Here is a 19035-nt window from a genome sequence, read left to right on the forward strand (position 1 = left end):
GACCCGGGAAGTATCCGAAGGTTCGCTCAGCCGAGCGCCGCCGACACGAGCCAGCGCTTGACGAGCGGCTGCGCGCCGACGAACGCCATGCCCGCGTTGCGCACCGCCTTCGCCAACGAACCGGGCACCGCGAACAGCCGCTGCAGGCCGTCGGTCGCGATCATCAGCGCGCGGATGTCCTCGCGGCGCGAGCGCTCGTAGCGGCGCAGCAGCACGGTATCGCCGAGGTTGCGGAAGCTTTCCTTGTTCGCGATCGCATCGGCGAGCGCCGCGACGTCGCGCAGCCCGAGGTTCATCCCCTGGCCCGCGAGCGGATGGATCAGGTGCGCCGCGTCGCCGACGAGCGCGACGCGGGGCGCGATCAGCTTGTCGACGGTCTGCAGCGCAAGCGGGAAGCCGGCCGCCGGCGTCACGCAGTCGAGCGTGCCGAGCTGCCCGTGCGACACGCGCTCGACCTCGGCCGCGAGCTGCGCGGGATCGAGCGTCAGCAGCTCGTCCGCGTGCGCGGTGTGCGCTGACCAGACGAGCGACACATGACCGTCCGGCAGCGGCAGCAGCGCGACGATTTCGCCGTCGTGGAACCACTGGTACGCCGTCTCGCGGTGCGGCAGCGATGCCTTGAAGTTCGCGACGACGCCGGTTTGCCGGTAGTCGCGCCGCTCCACTTTGGCCCCCATTTGCGAACGCACCCATGAATGCGCGCCGTCCGCGCCGACGATCAGGTCGGCTTCGAGCACCTGCCCGGACGACAGCGTGAGCACGGCCGCGTCGTCGCGTACGTCGAAGCCTTGCGCGCGCGCGTCGAACCACGTCAGGTTCGGCTGGAACCGCAGCGCGGCGTCGAGCGACGTCTCGATCAGCGACGATTCGGCAATCCACGCGAGCTGCGGCACCGACGCCTGGTACGCGGAAAAATGGAGCTCGGCGTGCGCGTCGCCATACACGCGCATGTCGTAGACGGGTGCAAGCCGGCCGTGATCGAGCGCCTGCCAGACGCGCAGCCGTTCGAGCAGCGCCTGCGAGCTGGACGACAGCGCGTAGACGCGCGTGTCGAACGCGAGATCGGCGGGACGCGGCGTCGCAGGCTGGGCGAGCAACGCGGTCTTGTAGCCGGACTGGGTGAGCGCGAGCGCGGCCGTCTTGCCGACGAGCCCGCCGCCGACCACGGCGACGTCGAAGGTATGGTGGGCAGTCATGGCGGGCATTATAGCCGCGGGGCCAAACCCTTACGCGGCCGGACTTTGCGGCAAATCAGGGGAACCGCGCGGGTCGCCGGCGCGACGCCGCCGCCGGCGCGCGAAGCTTGCCCGGCCGGCGTGCGTCCGGCCCGAAACCGCCGGCCGCCCGGCCGCCCAGCCGCCTGCGTCGACCGGGCGAGGCCTGCACCCGGAAACCAGCCCGCCAGCACGGTACAATAGCGCCTTTGAACGCCGGCCCGTCGCGCTGCCCAAGCGCCGGCCGCCCTCTTTTGCCCCGCGCCGCCGCGCCCCGCCCGGCCGCGCCGCTTCACCGTCCGAAGGATTCCATGAGCCTCAAATGCGGCATCGTCGGCTTGCCCAACGTCGGCAAGTCCACCCTGTTCAATGCGCTGACCAAGGCCGGCATCGCTGCCGAGAACTACCCGTTCTGCACGATCGAGCCGAACGTCGGCATCGTCGAAGTGCCGGATACGCGCCTGAAGGCGCTCGCCGAGATCATCAACCCTGAGCGTATCGTGCCGGCCGTCGTCGAGTTCGTCGACATCGCGGGCCTCGTCGCGGGCGCGAGCAAGGGCGAAGGCCTCGGCAACCAGTTCCTCGCAAACATCCGCGAAACCGACGCGATCACGCACGTCGTGCGCTGCTTCGAGGACGAGAACGTCATCCACGTCGCCGGCAAGGTCAGCCCGATCGACGACATCGAAGTGATCAACACCGAACTCGCGCTCGCCGACCTCGGCACGGTCGAGAAGGCGCTCACGCGCTATTCGAAGGCCGCGAAGTCGGGCAACGACAAGGAAGCGGCGAAGCTCGTCGCGGTGCTCGACAAGGTGCGCGCGCAACTCGACCAGGGCAAGGCCGTGCGCGGCCTCGCGCTGTCGGACGACGAGCAGGCGCTGCTCAAGCCGTTCTGCCTGATCACCGCGAAGCCGGCAATGTACGTCGCGAACGTGAAGGACGACGGCTTCGAGAACAACCCGCACCTCGACGCGGTGCGCAAGTACGCGGAAAGCGAGAACGCACCGGTGGTCGCGGTGTGCGCGGCGATCGAGGCGGAAATCGCCGATCTCGACGACGCGGACAAGGAAGCGTTCCTCGCCGACATGGGCATGGACGAGCCGGGCCTCGACCGCGTGATCCGCGCGGGCTTCAAGCTGCTCGGCCTGCAGACTTACTTCACCGCGGGCGTGAAGGAAGTGCGCGCGTGGACGATCCACATCGGCGATACGGCGCCGCAGGCGGCCGGCGTGATTCACACCGACTTCGAGCGCGGCTTCATCCGCGCGCAGACGATCGCATTCGACGATTTCATCGCGTTCAAGGGCGAGCAAGGCGCGAAGGAAGCCGGGAAGATGCGCGCGGAAGGGAAGGAATACGTCGTGCATGACGGCGACGTGATGAACTTCCTGTTCAACGTGTAATGGCGCGCGCGCGTCGGCGCCGCGCAATGCGCGTGGCGTCGCGCGATACGCATCGGCGCCGGACCTTCCGGTACGCTGATATGCAAATGGCCCGATCGGCATGCGTCGATCGGGCCATCGTTTTTCCGGGAATCCGGCCAGTTCGGCGATGACGGGCACTCGAGCGTCCGTCATCGCTTCGCCATCACGACATCACGTCGCCGACACCCGCCGCCCCGCGCTCGCCTGCGCATCGCGGCTGCGCTTGTTCAGCCACGACGCCAGCAGCACGATCAGCGCGAGCACGGCGGTTGCGCCCACTTCCATCCGGTGATCCTCGCTCACCAGCATCACGGTCAGCGTGCCGCAGATGAACAGGATCACCGCCCACGTGAGCCACGGGAACATCCACATCCGCAGCGTCAGGTCCGCGCCGGTCACTTCGAGCGTGCGGCGCATCCGCAACTGCGAGATCGCGATCACGAGATACACGAGCAGTGCGATCGCACCCGACGTCGCGAGCAGGAAGCCGAACACCTGCTCCGGCATCAGGTAGTTCGCGATCACGGTCAGGAAACCGAACGCGGTCGACGCGAGCACGGCCGCGCGCGGCGTGCCGGTCGAATCGGTGCGATGCAGGAACGCCGGCGCATCCTTGCGCTTGGACAGCGAGAACAGCATCCGCGACGCGGTGTACAGCGCCGAGTTCAGGCAGCTCGCGACCGACACGAGCACGATCACGTCGATGATCGCCTTCGCGTGCGGGACGCCGATCAGCTCCATCGCGCGCTGATACGAGCCATGCGCCGGCAGCAGCGGGTCGTTCCACGGGACGATCGCGGCGACGACGAGGATCGAGCCGAGGTAGAACAGCGTGATGCGCCAGATCACCGAGTTGGTCGCACGCACGATCTGGCGTTGCGGGTTATCCGATTCGGCGGCCGCGATCGTCACGATCTCGGTGCCGAGGAACGAGAACATCGTCGTCAGCATTGCCGCGAGCACCGCGCCGGCGCCCTTCGGCATGAAGCCTTCGTGCACGAACAGGTTCGACACGCCCGAGACGGCCGGTGCCGGGATGATCCCGACGATCGCCGCGCCGCCGATGCACAGGAATATGACGATCGCGACGACCTTGATCAGCGCGAACCAGAATTCGAATTCGCCGTAATTCTTGACGGAAAACAGGTTGGTCACGGTCAGCACCGACGTGATGCCGAGCGCGAAAATCCAGGTCGCGACACCGGGGAACCACGCATTCAGAATGGTCGCCGCCGCGGTCGCCTCGATCGGGATCACGAGCACCCAGAACCACCAGTACAGCCAGCCGATCGAGAAACCTGCCCAGTGGCCGATCGCGCGATCGGCATAGGTCGAGAACGAACCGCTGTCCGGATGCGCGACGGCCATCTCGCCGAGCATGCGCATCACCAGCACCACCAGCGCGCCCGCGATCGCATACGCGAGGATCGATGCCGGGCCGGCCTCCGCGATCGCGTGGCCTGAACCGACGAACAGCCCGGCGCCGATCACGCCCGCAATCGACATCATCGTCACGTGGCGCTGCTTCAGGCCGGTGCCGAGGCCTGTCTTACTACCATTCATGTGTCTCTCTCCAAAAAACGGTTCCGGGATGCCCGGGTATCGCGTGAAGGCGGCGCTGGGATTGTCGTTCTCGGAGCGGACACGGCAGGACGTGCGTCGCACGTCGCTCGGATGCCGGGTCCGCGGCCGGTCGGAAAGGCACGCCACGCAGGTCTGCGAATCTGCGGGGCGATGCATGCGGGGCGATGCGTCGCGCATCGCGCCGGTGCATCGCGGCGCTCTTTCCGTCGGCGTATTGGGGAACCACCTTCGAAGCGAAGGAGTGTAAGCATCAAACGGTTCTTCACTAAGAACCAATTGATGAACTTCGATGGAACCACTTGTTGCATCGACACGGATCGATGCAACAAACGCACCGCGCGTCACGCGTTGCCGCGCTCCATCTCGTCGTGCCGCGTGGCAGGCACGATCGGCCGCCATTCTCGCAGATGCAGTTTTTTCGCGGCGTCAGGATGAGCGGCCGACAGGCGCGTCAGCACGATCGGCCAGCCGACGCAGTGATCGATCACGTAATGCACGTCGGGGGAAATCGCGGCACATGCCTATCCGCCTGCCGCATGTGCGGCCGCCGGCGCGCGCCCTGTCGCCGCAACGATCGCGAACGCGATCGCGTTCGCGGCGGCGCTGGCAAGGATCGGCACCAGGTAGCCGCCGCCGGCATCGTAGATGAAGCCTGCGGCGGCCGGCCCGATCAGCGTGCCGAACCCGACGCTCGTATAGAGCACGCCGATGATCCCGCTCACGTTGCGTCCTCCGAAATAGTCCATCACGACCGCGGGCAGTACGGCAACCCAGCCACCGTAGAACACGCCGAACACGAGCGCGAACGCGGCGAGCGTCGCGAAATCGCCGGCGCCGGCCCATGCAACGAGGGCGACCGCCATCCCCGCGTACATCGCGAGCAGCGACGTGCGGCGGCCGAAGCGATCGGCGAGTCCGCCAAGGAAGAACCGGCCCGCGGTACTGCCGACGCCGATTGCGCCGAGCAGCAGCACGGCCGCAGTGCGCTTCACGCCGTGATCGAGCGCGTACGGCACGAGATGCACGAACGGCACGAACACGCCGAACGAGCACATGAGACACGCCGCATAGAGGCTCGCGAACGGCCGCGACGTCACGGCCTCGCGGACGGTCGCCCCGGCGGGTGCACGCGCGGCATGCACGCCGGTTGCCGAACCACCTGCATTTGAAGCGCCGCTCGCCGGACGGCCGGCCCTCGGATGGCCGGCCCCCGGATGGCCGGCCCCCGGATGGCCGGCCCCCGGATGGCCGGCCCCCGGATCGCCGCCCCGCGGATGGCCGCCCCCCACGTCTCCATCAGGCAGCAGCCCCCGTCCGCGCGGATCGTTCTCGATCAGCAGCGACATCCCCGCACCGAACACGACCGCGAGCGCGCCAAGCGTGAGATACGCGCCGCGCCAGCCGATGTGCGCGATCAGCGCGGACGCGAGCGGCGGCATCACGAGCGTGCCGACGCCGATGCCCGCGACTGCGAGCCCCGACGCGAAGCCGCGCCGCCGCACGAACCAGCGCTGCACCGCGCCGATCGCGGGCACGTACGCGCAACCGACGCCGAAACCGACACCCAGCCCGTACGCGGCATAGACCTGCGGCAGCGTGCGCGCGGCGCCGGCGGCCGCGAGTCCGGCGGCCGTCAGCAGCATGCCGGTGACGGCAAGCCGCCGCGAGCCGAAACGGTCGGCGAGCGGCCCGCTGATGACACCGAAGCCGAAATACAGGAAGCCGGCAAGCGAGAACACGAGCGAAATTTGCCCGCGGGACGCGGCGAAGTCCCGTTGCAGCGATTCGACGAAGGCGCTGAACGTATACGCGCTGCCGAAGCCGACGAACGTCACGGCGAATGCGGCGGCGACCACATACCAGCCATGGAAAAGGCGCGGCGCGCCAGGACGCTTCATCACGATGCTCCTCTCAGGTCCGTTCCGGTGCCGCCGCAAGCGGCATCCGGATTGCCTCGTGGATATAGTTGAACTATGTTGATCGCATCGGCCGCCGAAGGGCGGCCACGAAGAATGCGATCCGATGCGACAACGGTACTCGCGCATACACGTCGCCTCAAACGATATTTCGTCGGCCTTTCGATTTAGAAAAACTGAATGAACCGGTCCCGCCTGCCGCCTCTCAACGCGCTGCGCGCATTCGAAGCGGCCGCCCGCCACCTGTCGGTGAAATCCGCAGCCGAGGAGCTGTCGGTCACGCCCGGCGCGGTGAGCCAGATGATCCGCACGCTCGAGGCGCACCTCGGCGTGCAACTGTTCGACCGCGTCAACCGCGGGATCCTGCTCACCGCCGCCGGCCGCGACTATCTTCCGCCCGTGCGCAACGCGTTTCGCCAGATCGCCGACGCATCGCAGCGCGTATCGGGCACGGCCGACAACGGCGTGCTGACCGTCAGCGTCACGCCGTTCTTCGCATCCGCGTGGCTCGTGCCGCGTCTCGCGCAGTTCCGGCACGCGTGCCCTGACGTCGACCTGCAGGTCGTCACCGGCCATGCGCTCGCCGACTTCGCGCGCGACGGCGTCGATGTCGCGATCCGCCACGGCCTCGGCCGCTATGTCGGGCTGTGCAGCGAACGCCTGCTGACGGTCGAGATCGTCGCGCTCGCGGCGCCCGCGCTCGTCGCACGGCTCGGCATGCCGGCGACGCCCGCCGATCTCGTCGCATGGCCGCACCTGCACGACGCCGAGCGCAAAGGCTGGCACATCTGGTTCGACGCGCAGCGAATCGACGATTTCGGTCCGCCGCGCGGCCCCGCGTTCGACGATGCGGGCCTGCTGCTGCAGGCGATCGTCGCCGGCCAGGGCGCGGGGCTCCTGCCCGCCGCGATGGTGCGCGCCGAGCTCGCAAGCGGGCGGCTCGTGCAGCTCGCCGACGCCACGTGGCTCGATGATTTCGCGTACTACGTCGTCTATCCGCCCCATCATGCGGAGCGCCCGAAAGTCGCCGCGTTCCGCCGCTGGATCCTCGACGCAGCTTTGGCCGACGACGCAGCGCAGATGTCGGGCACGGCGTAGCAGCCGCGCCGCCCACTGCGTCGCGACACGGACGCGCCCACCCGCCACGCCAGCAGCAGCCGGCGCCGAAGTACAATAGCCGCTCGCGCCGCCGCCACGCGGCGACTCCGCCGCACGACCTGCGGCACTCTCCGGACCGAATCACCCGACGCCGCGCCGCGAGTCCGCTGCGCGGCGGCCTCAACTTTTGACTTTCACACCCAAATGGCCCAATACGTTTTCACGATGAACCGGGTCGGCAAGATCGTGCCGCCCAAGCGCCAGATCCTGAAGGACATCTCCCTGTCGTTCTTCCCCGGCGCGAAGATCGGCGTGCTCGGCCTGAACGGCTCGGGCAAGTCGACGCTGATCCGCATCATGGCGGGTGTCGACAAGGACATCGAAGGCGAAGCGACGCCGATGCCGAACCTGAACATCGGTTACCTGCCGCAGGAACCGCAGCTCGATCCGACCAAGACCGTGCGCGAAGCGGTCGAGGAAGGCCTCGGCGACCTGTTCCAGGCGAACAAGAAGCTCGAGGAAATCTACGCGGCCTACGCGGAGCCGGACGCCGACTTCGACGCGCTCGCGGCCGAGCAGGCGAAGTACGAAGCGATCCTCGCGTCGAGCGACGGCGGCAGCCCCGAGCAGCAGCTCGAAGTCGCGGCCGACGCGCTGCGCCTGCCGCCGTGGGACGCGAAGATCGAGCACCTGTCGGGCGGCGAGAAGCGCCGCGTCGCGCTGTGCAAGCTGCTGCTCGAGAAGCCCGACATGCTGCTGCTCGACGAGCCGACCAACCACCTCGACGCCGAATCGGTCGACTGGCTCGAGCAGTTCCTGGTGCGCTTCCCGGGCACCGTCGTCGCCGTCACGCACGATCGCTACTTCCTCGACAACGCGGCCGAGTGGATTCTCGAACTCGACCGCGGCCACGGCATTCCGTGGAAGGGCAACTACAGCAGCTGGCTCGACCAGAAGGAAGAGCGCCTGAAGCAGGAAGAAGCGTCGGAGTCGGCACGCCAGAAGGCCATCAAGAAGGAACTGGAGTGGGTGCGCCAGAACCCGAAGGGCCGCCAGGCGAAGTCGAAGGCGCGTATCGCGCGCTTCGAGGAGCTGAACAGCCAGGAATACCAGAAGCGCAACGAGACGCAGGAAATCTTCATTCCGGTCGGCGACCGCCTCGGCAATGAAGTGATCGAGTTCAAGAACGTCAGCAAGGCGTTCGGCGACCGCATGCTGATCGACGACCTGAGCTTCAAGATCCCGGCCGGCGCGATCGTCGGCATCATCGGCCCGAACGGCGCCGGCAAGTCGACGCTGTTCCGGATGCTGACCGGCAAGGAGCAGCCGGATTCGGGCGAGATCGTGATGGGCCCGACGGTCAAGCTCGCGTACGTCGACCAGAGCCGCGACGCGCTCGACGGCTCGAAGACGGTGTTCGAGGAAATCTCGGGCGGCGCCGACATCCTGACGGTCGGCAAGTACGAAACGCCGTCGCGCGCGTACATCGGCCGCTTCAACTTCAAGGGCGGCGACCAGCAGAAGATCGTCGGCAACCTGTCCGGCGGCGAACGCGGCCGCCTGCACCTCGCGAAGACACTGATCGCCGGCGGCAACATGCTGCTGCTCGACGAGCCGTCGAACGACCTCGACGTCGAAACGCTGCGCGCGCTCGAAGACGCGCTGCTCGAATTCGCGGGCTCGGTGATGGTGATCTCGCACGATCGCTGGTTCCTCGACCGGATCGCGACGCACATCCTGTCGTTCGAAGGCGATTCGCAGGTGACGTTCTTCGACGGCAACTACCAGGAGTACGAGGCCGACAAGCGCGCGCGCCTCGGCGAGGAAGCCGCGAAGCCGCACCGCCTCCGCTACAAGCCGATCAGCCGCTGATCGGCGCGGGAGGGTTGCCTGCGTCGCGGCAACGCGGTGCCGGCACCCCTTCACTCGCGAGACAGGAAAGCGGGCCGCCGGCCCGCGTCAGACTGACGATGAACCCCACGTTTTTCGGAGCGTGGGGTTTTGTTTTTTGTGCGCTTGCACGGCCGCGCGTCGCACACGGGCCACGGCCTGCGCTGCGTACCGCCTGTCGCCCGCTCAGGCGAGCGCGCCCAGCTCGCGCAGCCGCGCCTCGGTGGCGGCGCCGCTCGTATGGTGGATGCCGTGCCAGCCGAGCGCAGTCGCGGCGGCGGCGTTGTTCGCGTTGTCGTCGATGAATACGAGTTCGTGCGGCGCGATGCCCGGCAGGTGCGGGTCGATCCGTGCGTGCATCTCGCGGTAGATCGCCGGATCGGGCTTCACAAGCTTCACGCGGCCCGACACGACGATGTCCCGGAAGCGCCGCAGCACCGCAAACCTGTCCCACGCATACGGGAACGTCTGCGCGGACCAGTTCGTCAGCCCGAAGAGCGGCATGCGCTGCGCGTCGAGCCGGTCGACGAGCGCCTCGCCGTCCGCGAGCACGCCGCCGATCATCTCGTGCCAGCGCGTGTAGAACGCGCGGATCAGCGGCTCGTGTTCCGGAAACTTCGCGACGCGTTCGGCTGTGCCTTCCTCGATCGTCTGTCCGCCGTCCTGGCGGATCACCCAGTCCATCCCGCACACGTGCGTGAGGAACCAGCGGCGCTCGGCATCGTCCGGAATCAGCTGCCTGTACAGGTACTCGGGACTCCAGTCGATCAGCACCCCGCCGAAATCGAATACGACGGCCTTGATCGTCATGCGAACTCCGTCGCGAGCACGTCGGCGAGCGGGCGCGGCGTCACCGCAATGCCCGACAGCGTGCTGTTTTCCCAGACGAAGTGATGATGCGCGACGATTTGCGCGGCCGCGAGGTGCGCGCGCTCGTTCGTCGTGTGCAGGTCGGACACGACCGTCGTGCGATAGCCGAGCAGCGCCGCGCGGCGCGCGGCCGAGTCGACGCAGAACTCGGTCGCATAGCCGCAGATCAGCACCGCGCGGATGCCGTCGCGGTCGAGCCGTTCGGCAAGCGGCGTCTCGTGGAACGCATCGCCGAAGCGCTTGCGCACGCGCCAGTCGCCGTCCGCGACGACGAGATCCGCATGCAGGTCCCAGCCCGGCGTGCCGGGGACGATGTCGTCGTCCGCGTCGCCGTCGTGCTGCACGAAGCAGACGGGCGCGCCCGCCGCCCGCGCCGCCGCCGTCAGCCGGTTGATGCCGGCCACCACGTCGTCGAGCCGGTACGCGGGGTTCGCCCGCTGCACGAGCCCGCGCTGCATGTCGACCACGATCACTGCCACTTTCGCCATCGCTGCCCTCGTCTCTCGTCCTTCGTTATTCGAATCAATGCGGCGCGCGCGTCACGTCAGATCGGCTGCGTCCGCGCGTCGAGCCACGCCTTCGCGTCGCCGCTCACGTGCCGGCCGACGCGCTCGCGCACCGTCGCGTGATACGCGTTCAGCCACGCGCGCTCTTCTTCGTGCAGCATCTCGACCAGCACGCAGCGCGTGTCGATCGGGCAGAGCGTGAGCGTTTCGAACGCGAGGAAGTCGCCGAACTCGGTCTGTCCGGCGGCCCGGTTGACGACCAGGTTCTCGATCCGGATCCCCCACTGGCCGGGCCGGTACACGCCCGGCTCGATCGACGTGATCATCCCCTCTTCCATTGCCGTGTACGGCTCGGCCGGCGCGTAGTGCGAAATCACCTGCGGGCCTTCGTGCACATTCAGGAAGTAGCCGACGCCGTGGCCGGTGCCGTGGCCGTAGTCGAGCCCGGCCGCCCACATCGGCGCGCGCGCGATCGCGTCGAGCATCGGCGAGCGGATGCCGCGCGGAAAGCGCGTGCGCGACAACGCCATCATCGCCTTCAGCACGATCGTGAAGTCGCGCCGCTGCAAGTCGCTGACGGTGCCGACCGGCACCACGCGCGTGATGTCGGTCGTGCCGCTCACGTACTGGCCGCCGGAGTCGATCAGCAGCAGGCCGTCGCCGGCGATCGTCGCATGCGATTCGGGCGTCGCGTGGTAGTGCGGCATCGCGCCGTTCGCGTTGAAGCCGGCGATCGTCGCGAAGCTCGGCGACACGTAGCCGGGACGCCGCGCGCGCGCGGCGGTGAGCTTCTCGTCGATCGTCAGCTCGGTGATCGTCTCGCGGTTCACCGCCTGCTCGAACCACGCGAAGAATTCGGCGAGCGCCGCGCCGTCGTGCTCCATCGTCACGCGCACGTGCTCGATCTCGGCGGGCGTCTTGCGCGATTTCGCGAACGTCGACGGATTGACGGCTTCGATCAGCTTCACGCCGGACGGCACGGCCTCGAGCGTGCCGTACGTCACGCGGCGCGGATCGATCAGCAGCGTCGCGCCGTCGGGCAGCGCGCCGAGCGCCGCACGCGCGGCGTCGTACGCCCGCACGTCGACGCCGTCCTGCGCGAGCGACGCGGCGAGCGCGGGCGGCACCTTGCCGTCGGCGACGAACAGCGTCGCGCGATCGGCGCCGATCATTGCGTGCGCAACGAACACCGGGTTGAAGTTGACATCCGCGCCGCGCAGGTTGAAGAGCCATGCGAGATCGTCGAGCGTCGACACGAAATGCCATTGCGCGCCCTGCGCGTGCATCGCACGGCGCACCTCGGCGAGCTTGCTCGCGCGCGTCGCGTCGGCCTGCGGCGCCGCGTGCTCGAACACGGTGTCGTCGGGCAGCCCCGGCCGCTCGGGCCAGATCGCGTCGAGCAGGTCGAGATCGGTGCGCAGCGCGATGCCGCGCGCGGTCAGCGCATTGGACAGCGCACGCGCGGCCGCGACGCCGAGCACCGCGCCGTCGACGCCGACCGTGGCGCCTGCCGGCACGTTCTGCGCGAGCCAGTCGACGTGCGGCGCGCTCTGCTGCCCGCCCGTCATCTTCATCAGCGTGACACCGCTGCCGGCCAGTTCGGCGTCGGCCTGTACCCAGTAGCGGCTGTCGACCCACAGTCCCGCGAAATCGGCGGTGACGACGAGGGTGCCGACCGAGCCCGTGAAACCGGACAGCCAGCGGCGCGCCTGCCAGCGTTCGGGCAGGTATTCGGACAGGTGGGGATCGGCGGACGGTACGAGATAGGCAGCCAGGTTCTCGCGGACCATCGCGCCACGCAGCAGCGCGAGACGGGCCGGCACCGACGTGGCTTCGGGAAGACGGGGATTCATGATTTCACCTGAGAGCAATCAGCGACGCGCCGCCAGCGCGACCGTCGCGGCTACGGCAAGGAACGCGACACCGGTGCAGACCGGCCATTCGAGCGTCTCGCCGTCGTAAAACAGTCCCGAGAGATTGCCGGCCATCTTCGCGGCAGCCGCGCCGGCAATGCCGACGAGTACCGCGACCCACCAGGCCGGCCGGCCGTCGCGGCGCAACGGGTGCAGCCAGCGGCCGAACAGCCCGACGGCCGCTCCCAGGACGATGATTCCAAACCAGTTCATTCGACGCCTCTATTAATTTCAGATTCGTCCCATAGGCGTGAACGATTCCCGCGGCTAGCATCGACCCATCCATCGAAACCGAGATCAGCAGGGTACTTGCCGCGTAACGTTCGAGTGTAGGGGCCGACCCGACGTTATGGCAAGCGCGCACCGGCTGCCGTAATGAAGAAATCCCATGCGAATCGCTCTGATCGATCCGGATGCGCGACATGCAGCGCTCTTGAATCGCCTCCTCTTCGCGGGCGGCCACGTCTGCCACCTCTTCCAGTCGAGCGCACGGTTCTTCCAGTGGCTCGCCACGGATACCTGCGACATGCTGATCACCGTCGACTGGGCCGGCGACCAGCCCGCCGAGGAAGTGATTCCGCGCGCACGCGCGATCCTGCCCGGCCTGCCCGCGATCGCCGTGATGCGGATGCCGCGCGAGAGCGAGATCGTGTCGTGCCTGCATGCGGGCGCCGACGACTGCGTCGTCAAGCCGGTCAGCGGCCCGGAGCTGCTTGCGCGCGTCAACGCGCTGATGCGCCGCGCGGGCGTGCGGCGCCCGCCGAACCGCTCGCGCGATACGTATGGAGAATATGCGTTCGACGCCACGCATTGCCTCGCGCGCTTCGGCGACGAGATCGTCGCGCTCACGCCGAAGGAGTTCCGCTTCGCGCTGCTGCTGTTCGCGAACCTGTCCCGGCCCGTGTCGCGTGCCCATATCCTCGAAACGGTCTGGGCGCGCCGGCGCGACATGAAGTCGCGCACCCTCGACACCCACGCATCCCGGCTGCGTAGCAAGCTGAAGCTTCTGCCCGAGCGCGGCTACCGGCTGCTGCCGCTGTACGGCTATGGCTACCAGCTCGACCAGGTGCCGATCGAGCCCCCAAATTGTCGCCCCAGTGTCGCGGATGGCCGATACGCAGCGAGTGACGAAATCACCGAGACGCTATAATACGCAGCTAAACGATAGCCCTTGATATGCAACTCCTCACGATCGGAATCAACCACCACACTGCGCCAGTCGCCTTGCGCGAACGCGTGGCGTTTCCGCTCGAACAGATCAAGCCGGCTCTCGTCACGTTCAAGAGTGTCTTCCTCGGGCCCCAGGCGCCCAATACGCCGGAAGCGGCGATCCTCTCCACCTGCAACCGCACCGAACTCTATTGCGCGACCGACGACCGTGCGGCACGCGAGGGCGCTGTGCGCTGGCTGTCGGAGTATCACCGGATTCCCGTCGACGAACTCGCGCCGCACCTCTATGCGCTGCCGCAGTCGGAAGCGGTCCGCCACGCGTTCCGCGTCGCGTCGGGCCTCGACTCGATGGTGCTCGGCGAAACCCAGATCCTCGGCCAGCTGAAGGACGCAGTGCGTACCGCGTCGGAGGCCGGCGCGCTCGGCACCTACCTGAACCAGCTGTTCCAGCGCACCTTTGCTGTCGCGAAGGAAGTGCGCGGCACGACCGAGATCGGCGCGCAGTCGGTGTCGATGGCCGCCGCCGCGGTCCGCCTCGCGCAGCGCATCTTCGAGAACGTGTCCGACCAGCGCGTGCTGTTCATCGGCGCCGGCGAAATGATCGAGCTGTGCGCGACGCACTTCGCCGCGCAGAGCCCGCGCGAGCTGGTTGTCGCGAACCGCACCGCGGAGCGCGGCCAGAAGCTCGCCGAACGCTTCAACGGCCGCGCGATGCCGCTGTCGGACCTGCCGGCCCGCATGCACGAATTCGACATCATCGTGTCGTGCACCGCATCGACGCTGCCGATCATCGGGCTCGGCGCGGTCGAGCGCGCGGTGAAGGCGCGCCGCCACCGGCCGATCTTCATGGTCGACCTCGCGGTGCCGCGCGACATCGAGCCCGAAGTCGGCAAGCTGAAGGACGTGTTCCTGTACACCGTCGACGATCTCGGCGCGATCGTGCGCGAAGGCAACGCATCACGCCAGGCCGCGGTCGCGCAGGCCGAGGCGATCATCGAGACGCGCGTGCAGAATTTCATGCAATGGCTCGACACGCGCAGCGTCGTGCCGGTGATCCGTCACATGCACACGCAGGCCGATGCGCTGCGCCGCGCCGAAGTCGACAAGGCGCAGAAAATGCTCGCGCGCGGCGACGATCCGGCCGCCGTACTCGAAGCGCTGTCGCAGGCGCTGACCAACAAGCTGATCCACGGCCCGACGAGCGCGCTCAACCGCTCGAACGGCGCCGATCGCGATTCGCTGATCGACCTGATGCGCGGCTTCTACCAGCACGCGCCGCGCTCGAACGACCAGTCGGGCCACTAGCGCCGGCCGGTCGCCCTGCCGTCGGCCGCGAGCCGACCTATCCTTTCCGAATACCCCTTGCCCGGGAGCGCCGCTCCACATCATGAAAACGAGCATGCAACGCAAGCTCGACCAGCTGTCCGTACGGCTGGCCGAACTGAACGACCTGCTGAGCCGCGAGAACGTCACCGCCGATCTCGACCAGTACCGCAAGCTGACCCGCGAGCACGCCGAGCTCGGCCCGGTCGTCGAGCAGTACGCGCTGTGGCGCCAGTCGCGCAGCGACGAGGTGGCTGCGCAGGAGCTGCTCGGCGATGCGTCGATGCGCGACTTCGCCGAGGACGAGATCAAGAGCGCCCGGGACAGCATGGTCCGCCTCGAGACCGAGCTGCAGAAAATGCTGCTGCCGAAGGACCCGAACGACGAGCGCAATATCTTCCTCGAAATCCGCGCGGGCACGGGCGGCGACGAATCGGCGCTGTTCGCGGGCGACCTGCTGCGCATGTACCTGCGCTTCGCGGAACGCCAGCGCTGGCAGGTCGAGATGATGTCGGAAAGCGCGTCGGATCTCGGCGGCTACAAGGAAGTGATCGTGCGGATCGCGGGCCAGGGTGCGTATTCGCGCCTGAAGTTCGAATCGGGCGGCCATCGCGTGCAGCGTGTGCCGGCCACCGAGACGCAGGGCCGCATCCACACGTCCGCGTGTACCGTCGCGGTGATGCCGGAAGCCGACGAGATCGGCGAGGTCGAGATCAATCCGGCCGATCTGCGGATCGACACCTTCCGTGCGTCGGGCGCGGGCGGCCAGCACATCAACAAGACCGATTCGGCGGTGCGCGTCACGCACATCCCGACCGGGATCGTCGTCGAGTGCCAGGACGACCGTTCGCAGCACAAGAACAAGGACCGCGCACTGAAGGTGCTCGCCGCGCGGATCAAGGACAAGCAGTATCACGAGCAGCACGCGAAGGAAGCCGCGACGCGCAAGAGCCTGATCGGCTCGGGCGATCGTTCGGAACGGATCCGCACGTACAACTTCCCGCAGGGCCGGATGACCGATCACCGGATCAACCTGACGCTGTACCGGCTCGAGGCGATCATGGACGGCGATCTCGACGAACTGATCGGCGCGCTCGTCAGCGAGCACCAGGCCGAGCTGCTCGCGTCGCTCGGCGACGCCGACTGAGCCCGCGATGAGCGCCACGACCGCCGTCGACCTGCTGCGCGCGTCGCCGCTCGACCCAGTCGACGCGCGCGTGCTGCTCACGCATGCGCTCGGCTGGACGCGCACGCAACTGATCACGCGCGGCGACGAGCCGCTCGACTCGGCCGCGGTCGAGCGCTATCGTGCGCTCGAGGCGCGCCGCGTCGCGGGCGAGCCGGTCGCGCAACTCGTCGGCGTGCGCGAATTCTTCGGACGGCCGTTCGACGTGACGCCCGACGTGCTGATTCCGCGCCCGGAAACCGAGTTGCTCGTCGAGGCGGCGCTCGATGCGATCGACGGCATGGCGCATCCCGCGGTGCTCGACCTCGGCACCGGCAGCGGCGCGATCGCGGTGTCGATCGCGGCCGAGCGGCCCGACGCGCGCGTCTGGGCGCTCGACCGCTCGCCGGCCGCGCTGGGCGTTGCCCGACGCAACGCGGACAAGCTGCTCGACGCGCGCCGTCCCGGCGGCCCGCTGCACTGGCTGCAGAGCGACTGGTATGCGGCGCTCGATCCGTCGCTCACGTTCAATACGATCGTCAGCAACCCGCCGTACATCGCGGAGCACGACCCGCACCTGTCGCAAGGCGACCTGCGCTTCGAGCCGCGCGGCGCGCTGACCGACGACGCGGACGGCCTGAGCGCAATCCGCACGATCGTCGCGGGCGCCGGCGCGTTCCTGAAACCGCATGGCTCGCTGTGGATCGAGCACGGCTACGACCAGGCCGAAGCCGTGCGCACGCTGCTCGCCGCGCGCGGCTACATCGCGATCGAATCGCTCACCGATCTCGCCGCGATCGAGCGCACTACCGGCGGCCGCCGGCCCGGCTGACGCCCGGCCCGCGCGGTGGAAATCCGCTATCATTTCGTTCTAACGCCCCGCTAACGCAAGGTCAGTCATGGACACCCAACAACGTATCAAGCAAATCGTCGACGAAAACCAGGTCGTGCTCTTCATGAAGGGCAACGCGCAATTTCCGATGTGCGGCTTCTCGGGCCGCGCCGTGCAGGTGCTGAAGGCCTGCGGCGTCGACCAGTTCAAGACGGTCAACGTGCTCGAGGACGACGAAATCCGCCAGGGCATCAAGGAATTCTCGAACTGGCCGACCATTCCGCAGCTGTACGTGAAGGGCGAATTCATCGGCGGCTCGGACATCATGATGGAGATGTATCAGTCGGGCGAACTGCAGCAACTGTTCGCCGCTGCTTGACGCTCCGTATCGCCCCTCCCCCGATGGAATCCCGCAGCGCGCCGCCGCGCCGCCTGATCGTCGCGATCACCGGTGCCACCGGCGCGATCTACGGCGTGCGGCTGCTCGACATGCTGCGCGCCGCCGGCGGCGTCGAAACGCACCTGCTGATTTCGAGCGCCGGCTGGCTCAACATCCAGCACGAACTGAAGCTGTCGAAGACCGACGTCGAACGCCGCGCGGATGTCGTGCATGCCGTGCGCGACGTCGGCGCGACGATTGCGTCGGGTTCGTTCGCGACTGACGGGATGGTGATCGCACCGTGCTCGATGAAGACGCTCGCGAGTGTCGCGCACGGCCTGTCGGACAACCTGATCACCCGTGCCGCCGACGTCACGCTGAAGGAACGCCGCCGCCTCGTGCTGATGGTGCGCGAAACGCCGTTCAACCTCGCGCATCTGCGCAACATGACCGCCGTCACCGAAATGGGCGGCATCGTGTTTCCGCCGCTGCCGGCCTTCTACGCGATGCCGAAGACGATCGAGGAACTCGTCGACCAGACGGTCGCGCGCGTGCTCGACCTGTTCGCGCTGAGCGCGCCGCTGACGACGCCCTGGGAAGGCATTCGGCACGCGCAGTAACGAAGCCCACAAGCGCACATCTCCTCACTTCTCCGTCCTTTTTGAAGATTTCGCCGACCATCGTCGACGAACATCGTCCATTGACGCAAACACGCGCACCCAGGCTGCAGCTGCCTCCGATTATCAACAAATACGATCCAATCAAATTCGCATCAGCGAATTTATCAACAATCGATGCGGGGCTATAGTCACAGCCAACATCATTCGCAGGCCACCGCCATGAACCGCTTGCCTTCGCTCTACCTGTCCCACGGCGCCCCGACGCTGCCGATCGACCCGACCCTGCCGTCCGGTGCGTTCACGCACCTCGGCGCCCAGCTGCCGCGCCCGCGCGCGGTGCTGATGCTGTCCGCGCACTGGGGCACCCAGCAGCCGGTCGCGAGCGTCGCGCAGCATCCGGAAACGATCCACGATTTCTACGGATTCCCGCGCGCGCTGTACGAGATCCGCTATCCGGCGCCGGGTGCGCCGGACGTGGCCGAGCGCGCGGCCGGCCTGCTGAACGCGGCCGGCATCGCAACCCAGACGACCGAGCACGGCCTCGACCACGGGGCATGGGTGCCGATGCTGCTGATGTTCCCGGAAGCCGACGTGCCGGTCGCGCAGCTGTCGATCCAGCCGCGTGCGGACGCCGCCCATCACTTCGCGCTCGGCCGCGCATTGCGGCCACTGCGCGACGAAGGCGTGATGGTGATCGGCTCCGGCCAGATCACGCACAACCTGCGCGCCGCCGATTTCGGCGCGGCACCCGAGGATGCCGATCCGCGCGTCGTCGAATTCACCGACTGGTTCGAGGCGAAGCTCGCCGAGCGCGACATCGACGCGCTGCTCGACTATCGCCGCCAGGCGCCGCACGCGGTGCTGATGCATCCGACCGACGAGCACCTGCTGCCGGTGTTCGTGGCGCTCGGCGCGGCGGACGACGACTATCAGCTCGGCATCCAGTCGCTCGGCACTTACCAGCGCGTGCTCGCGATGACGAACTACGTGTTCACCGGCGCGGCCGCGTAATCGGCTGACGGCCGCAGGCCTTCATCGGCTGACGGCCGCAGGCCTTTCCGCGGCGTCGGCGTCGGCACCAACCCGGCCCCAAAAACAAAAAGCCCGTCCGAGCCAGGCGCTCGAACG

General features: G+C 68.0%; 17 protein-coding genes and 1 pseudogene. 10 read left to right on the plus strand and 8 right to left on the minus strand.

What is annotated here, in order from left to right:
- Positions 1 to 26: 26 nt before the first annotated feature.
- Entirely contained in the window at positions 27 to 1205 is a 1179-nt protein-coding gene (locus ACV22Z_RS27610; protein ID WP_448079447.1) for a UbiH/UbiF family hydroxylase, read from the minus strand.
- A gap of 320 nt (positions 1206 to 1525) precedes the next feature.
- Here ACV22Z_RS27610 and ychF point away from each other — a divergent pair, with 320 nt between their 5' ends.
- Positions 1526 to 2620 carry a redox-regulated ATPase YchF gene (ychF, locus tag ACV22Z_RS27615; protein ID WP_448079448.1) on the plus strand — a complete coding sequence of 365 codons (1095 nt, stop codon included), beginning with the start codon at positions 1526 to 1528 and terminating at the stop codon, positions 2618 to 2620.
- 192 nt (positions 2621 to 2812) lie between these two features.
- Here the strand turns inward: ychF and gabP are convergent, their stop codons facing one another.
- The 3 genes and pseudogenes from gabP to ACV22Z_RS27630 form a co-directional block, all read right to left on the minus strand.
- Positions 2813 to 4204 carry a GABA permease gene (gene gabP / locus ACV22Z_RS27620; protein ID WP_448079449.1) on the minus strand — a complete coding sequence of 464 codons (1392 nt, stop codon included), beginning with the start codon at positions 4202 to 4204 and terminating at the stop codon, positions 2813 to 2815.
- A 362-nt stretch (positions 4205 to 4566) separates the two neighbouring features.
- Positions 4567 to 4728, minus strand: a pseudogene (locus ACV22Z_RS27625) (MmcQ/YjbR family DNA-binding protein); the annotation flags it as partial.
- 18 nt (positions 4729 to 4746) lie between these two features.
- A complete protein-coding gene (locus ACV22Z_RS27630) occupies positions 4747 to 6123 on the minus strand; it encodes an MFS transporter (protein WP_448079450.1) in 1377 nt (458 codons plus the stop codon).
- Positions 6124 to 6321: 198 nt separating this feature from the next.
- Here ACV22Z_RS27630 and gcvA point away from each other — a divergent pair, with 198 nt between their 5' ends.
- A complete protein-coding gene (gene gcvA, locus ACV22Z_RS27635) occupies positions 6322 to 7239 on the plus strand; it encodes a transcriptional regulator GcvA (protein ID WP_448079451.1) in 918 nt (305 codons plus the stop codon).
- A gap of 204 nt (positions 7240 to 7443) precedes the next feature.
- Positions 7444 to 9111: an energy-dependent translational throttle protein EttA gene (gene ettA, locus ACV22Z_RS27640; RefSeq protein WP_448079452.1), complete on the plus strand. Its 1668-nt coding sequence runs from the start codon at positions 7444 to 7446 to the stop codon at positions 9109 to 9111.
- 204 nt (positions 9112 to 9315) lie between these two features.
- Here the strand turns inward: ettA and ACV22Z_RS27645 are convergent, their stop codons facing one another.
- From ACV22Z_RS27645 to ACV22Z_RS27660, 4 genes are read right to left on the minus strand one after another with little or no spacing between them, the layout of a single operon-like run.
- Positions 9316 to 9939, minus strand: a complete 624-nt coding sequence (locus tag ACV22Z_RS27645; protein ID WP_448079453.1) for an HAD-IA family hydrolase — start codon at positions 9937 to 9939, stop codon at positions 9316 to 9318.
- Entirely contained in the window at positions 9936 to 10487 is a 552-nt protein-coding gene (locus ACV22Z_RS27650) for an isochorismatase family protein (protein WP_448079454.1), read from the minus strand. Before ACV22Z_RS27650 ends, ACV22Z_RS27645 begins: the two co-directional genes overlap by 4 nt.
- A gap of 56 nt (positions 10488 to 10543) precedes the next feature.
- Positions 10544 to 12358 carry an aminopeptidase P family protein gene (locus ACV22Z_RS27655; protein ID WP_448079455.1) on the minus strand — a complete coding sequence of 605 codons (1815 nt, stop codon included), beginning with the start codon at positions 12356 to 12358 and terminating at the stop codon, positions 10544 to 10546.
- An 18-nt stretch (positions 12359 to 12376) separates the two neighbouring features.
- Positions 12377 to 12631 (minus strand): hypothetical protein, encoded by a 255-nt coding sequence (locus tag ACV22Z_RS27660; protein ID WP_448079456.1) that lies wholly within the window; start codon positions 12629 to 12631, stop codon positions 12377 to 12379.
- A gap of 175 nt (positions 12632 to 12806) precedes the next feature.
- Between ACV22Z_RS27660 and ACV22Z_RS27665 the strand changes: the two genes are divergently transcribed.
- From ACV22Z_RS27665 to ACV22Z_RS27695, 7 genes are all read left to right on the plus strand, one after another.
- The gene (locus ACV22Z_RS27665) at positions 12807 to 13568 is read left to right on the plus strand and encodes a response regulator transcription factor (RefSeq protein WP_448079457.1); all 762 of its coding nucleotides are present in this window, start codon (positions 12807 to 12809) and stop codon (positions 13566 to 13568) included.
- A 26-nt stretch (positions 13569 to 13594) separates the two neighbouring features.
- Positions 13595 to 14893 (plus strand): glutamyl-tRNA reductase, encoded by a 1299-nt coding sequence (gene hemA / locus ACV22Z_RS27670; protein ID WP_448079458.1) that lies wholly within the window; start codon positions 13595 to 13597, stop codon positions 14891 to 14893.
- A gap of 82 nt (positions 14894 to 14975) precedes the next feature.
- Positions 14976 to 16058, plus strand: a complete 1083-nt coding sequence (gene prfA / locus ACV22Z_RS27675) for a peptide chain release factor 1 (RefSeq protein WP_448079459.1) — start codon at positions 14976 to 14978, stop codon at positions 16056 to 16058.
- Between the two features lie 7 nt (positions 16059 to 16065).
- On the plus strand, positions 16066 to 16908 hold the full coding sequence (gene prmC / locus ACV22Z_RS27680) for a peptide chain release factor N(5)-glutamine methyltransferase (protein ID WP_448079460.1): 843 nt from the start codon (positions 16066 to 16068) through the stop codon (positions 16906 to 16908).
- A gap of 67 nt (positions 16909 to 16975) precedes the next feature.
- Positions 16976 to 17287, plus strand: a complete 312-nt coding sequence (grxD, locus tag ACV22Z_RS27685) for a Grx4 family monothiol glutaredoxin (protein ID WP_011883132.1) — start codon at positions 16976 to 16978, stop codon at positions 17285 to 17287.
- 23 nt (positions 17288 to 17310) lie between these two features.
- Positions 17311 to 17907 carry a UbiX family flavin prenyltransferase gene (locus ACV22Z_RS27690; protein WP_448079461.1) on the plus strand — a complete coding sequence of 199 codons (597 nt, stop codon included), beginning with the start codon at positions 17311 to 17313 and terminating at the stop codon, positions 17905 to 17907.
- Positions 17908 to 18126: 219 nt separating this feature from the next.
- Positions 18127 to 18918, plus strand: a complete 792-nt coding sequence (locus ACV22Z_RS27695; RefSeq protein WP_448079462.1) for a DODA-type extradiol aromatic ring-opening family dioxygenase — start codon at positions 18127 to 18129, stop codon at positions 18916 to 18918.
- Positions 18919 to 19035 lie beyond the last annotated feature (117 nt).

Source organism: Burkholderia sp. PU8-34, from assembly GCF_053427725.1.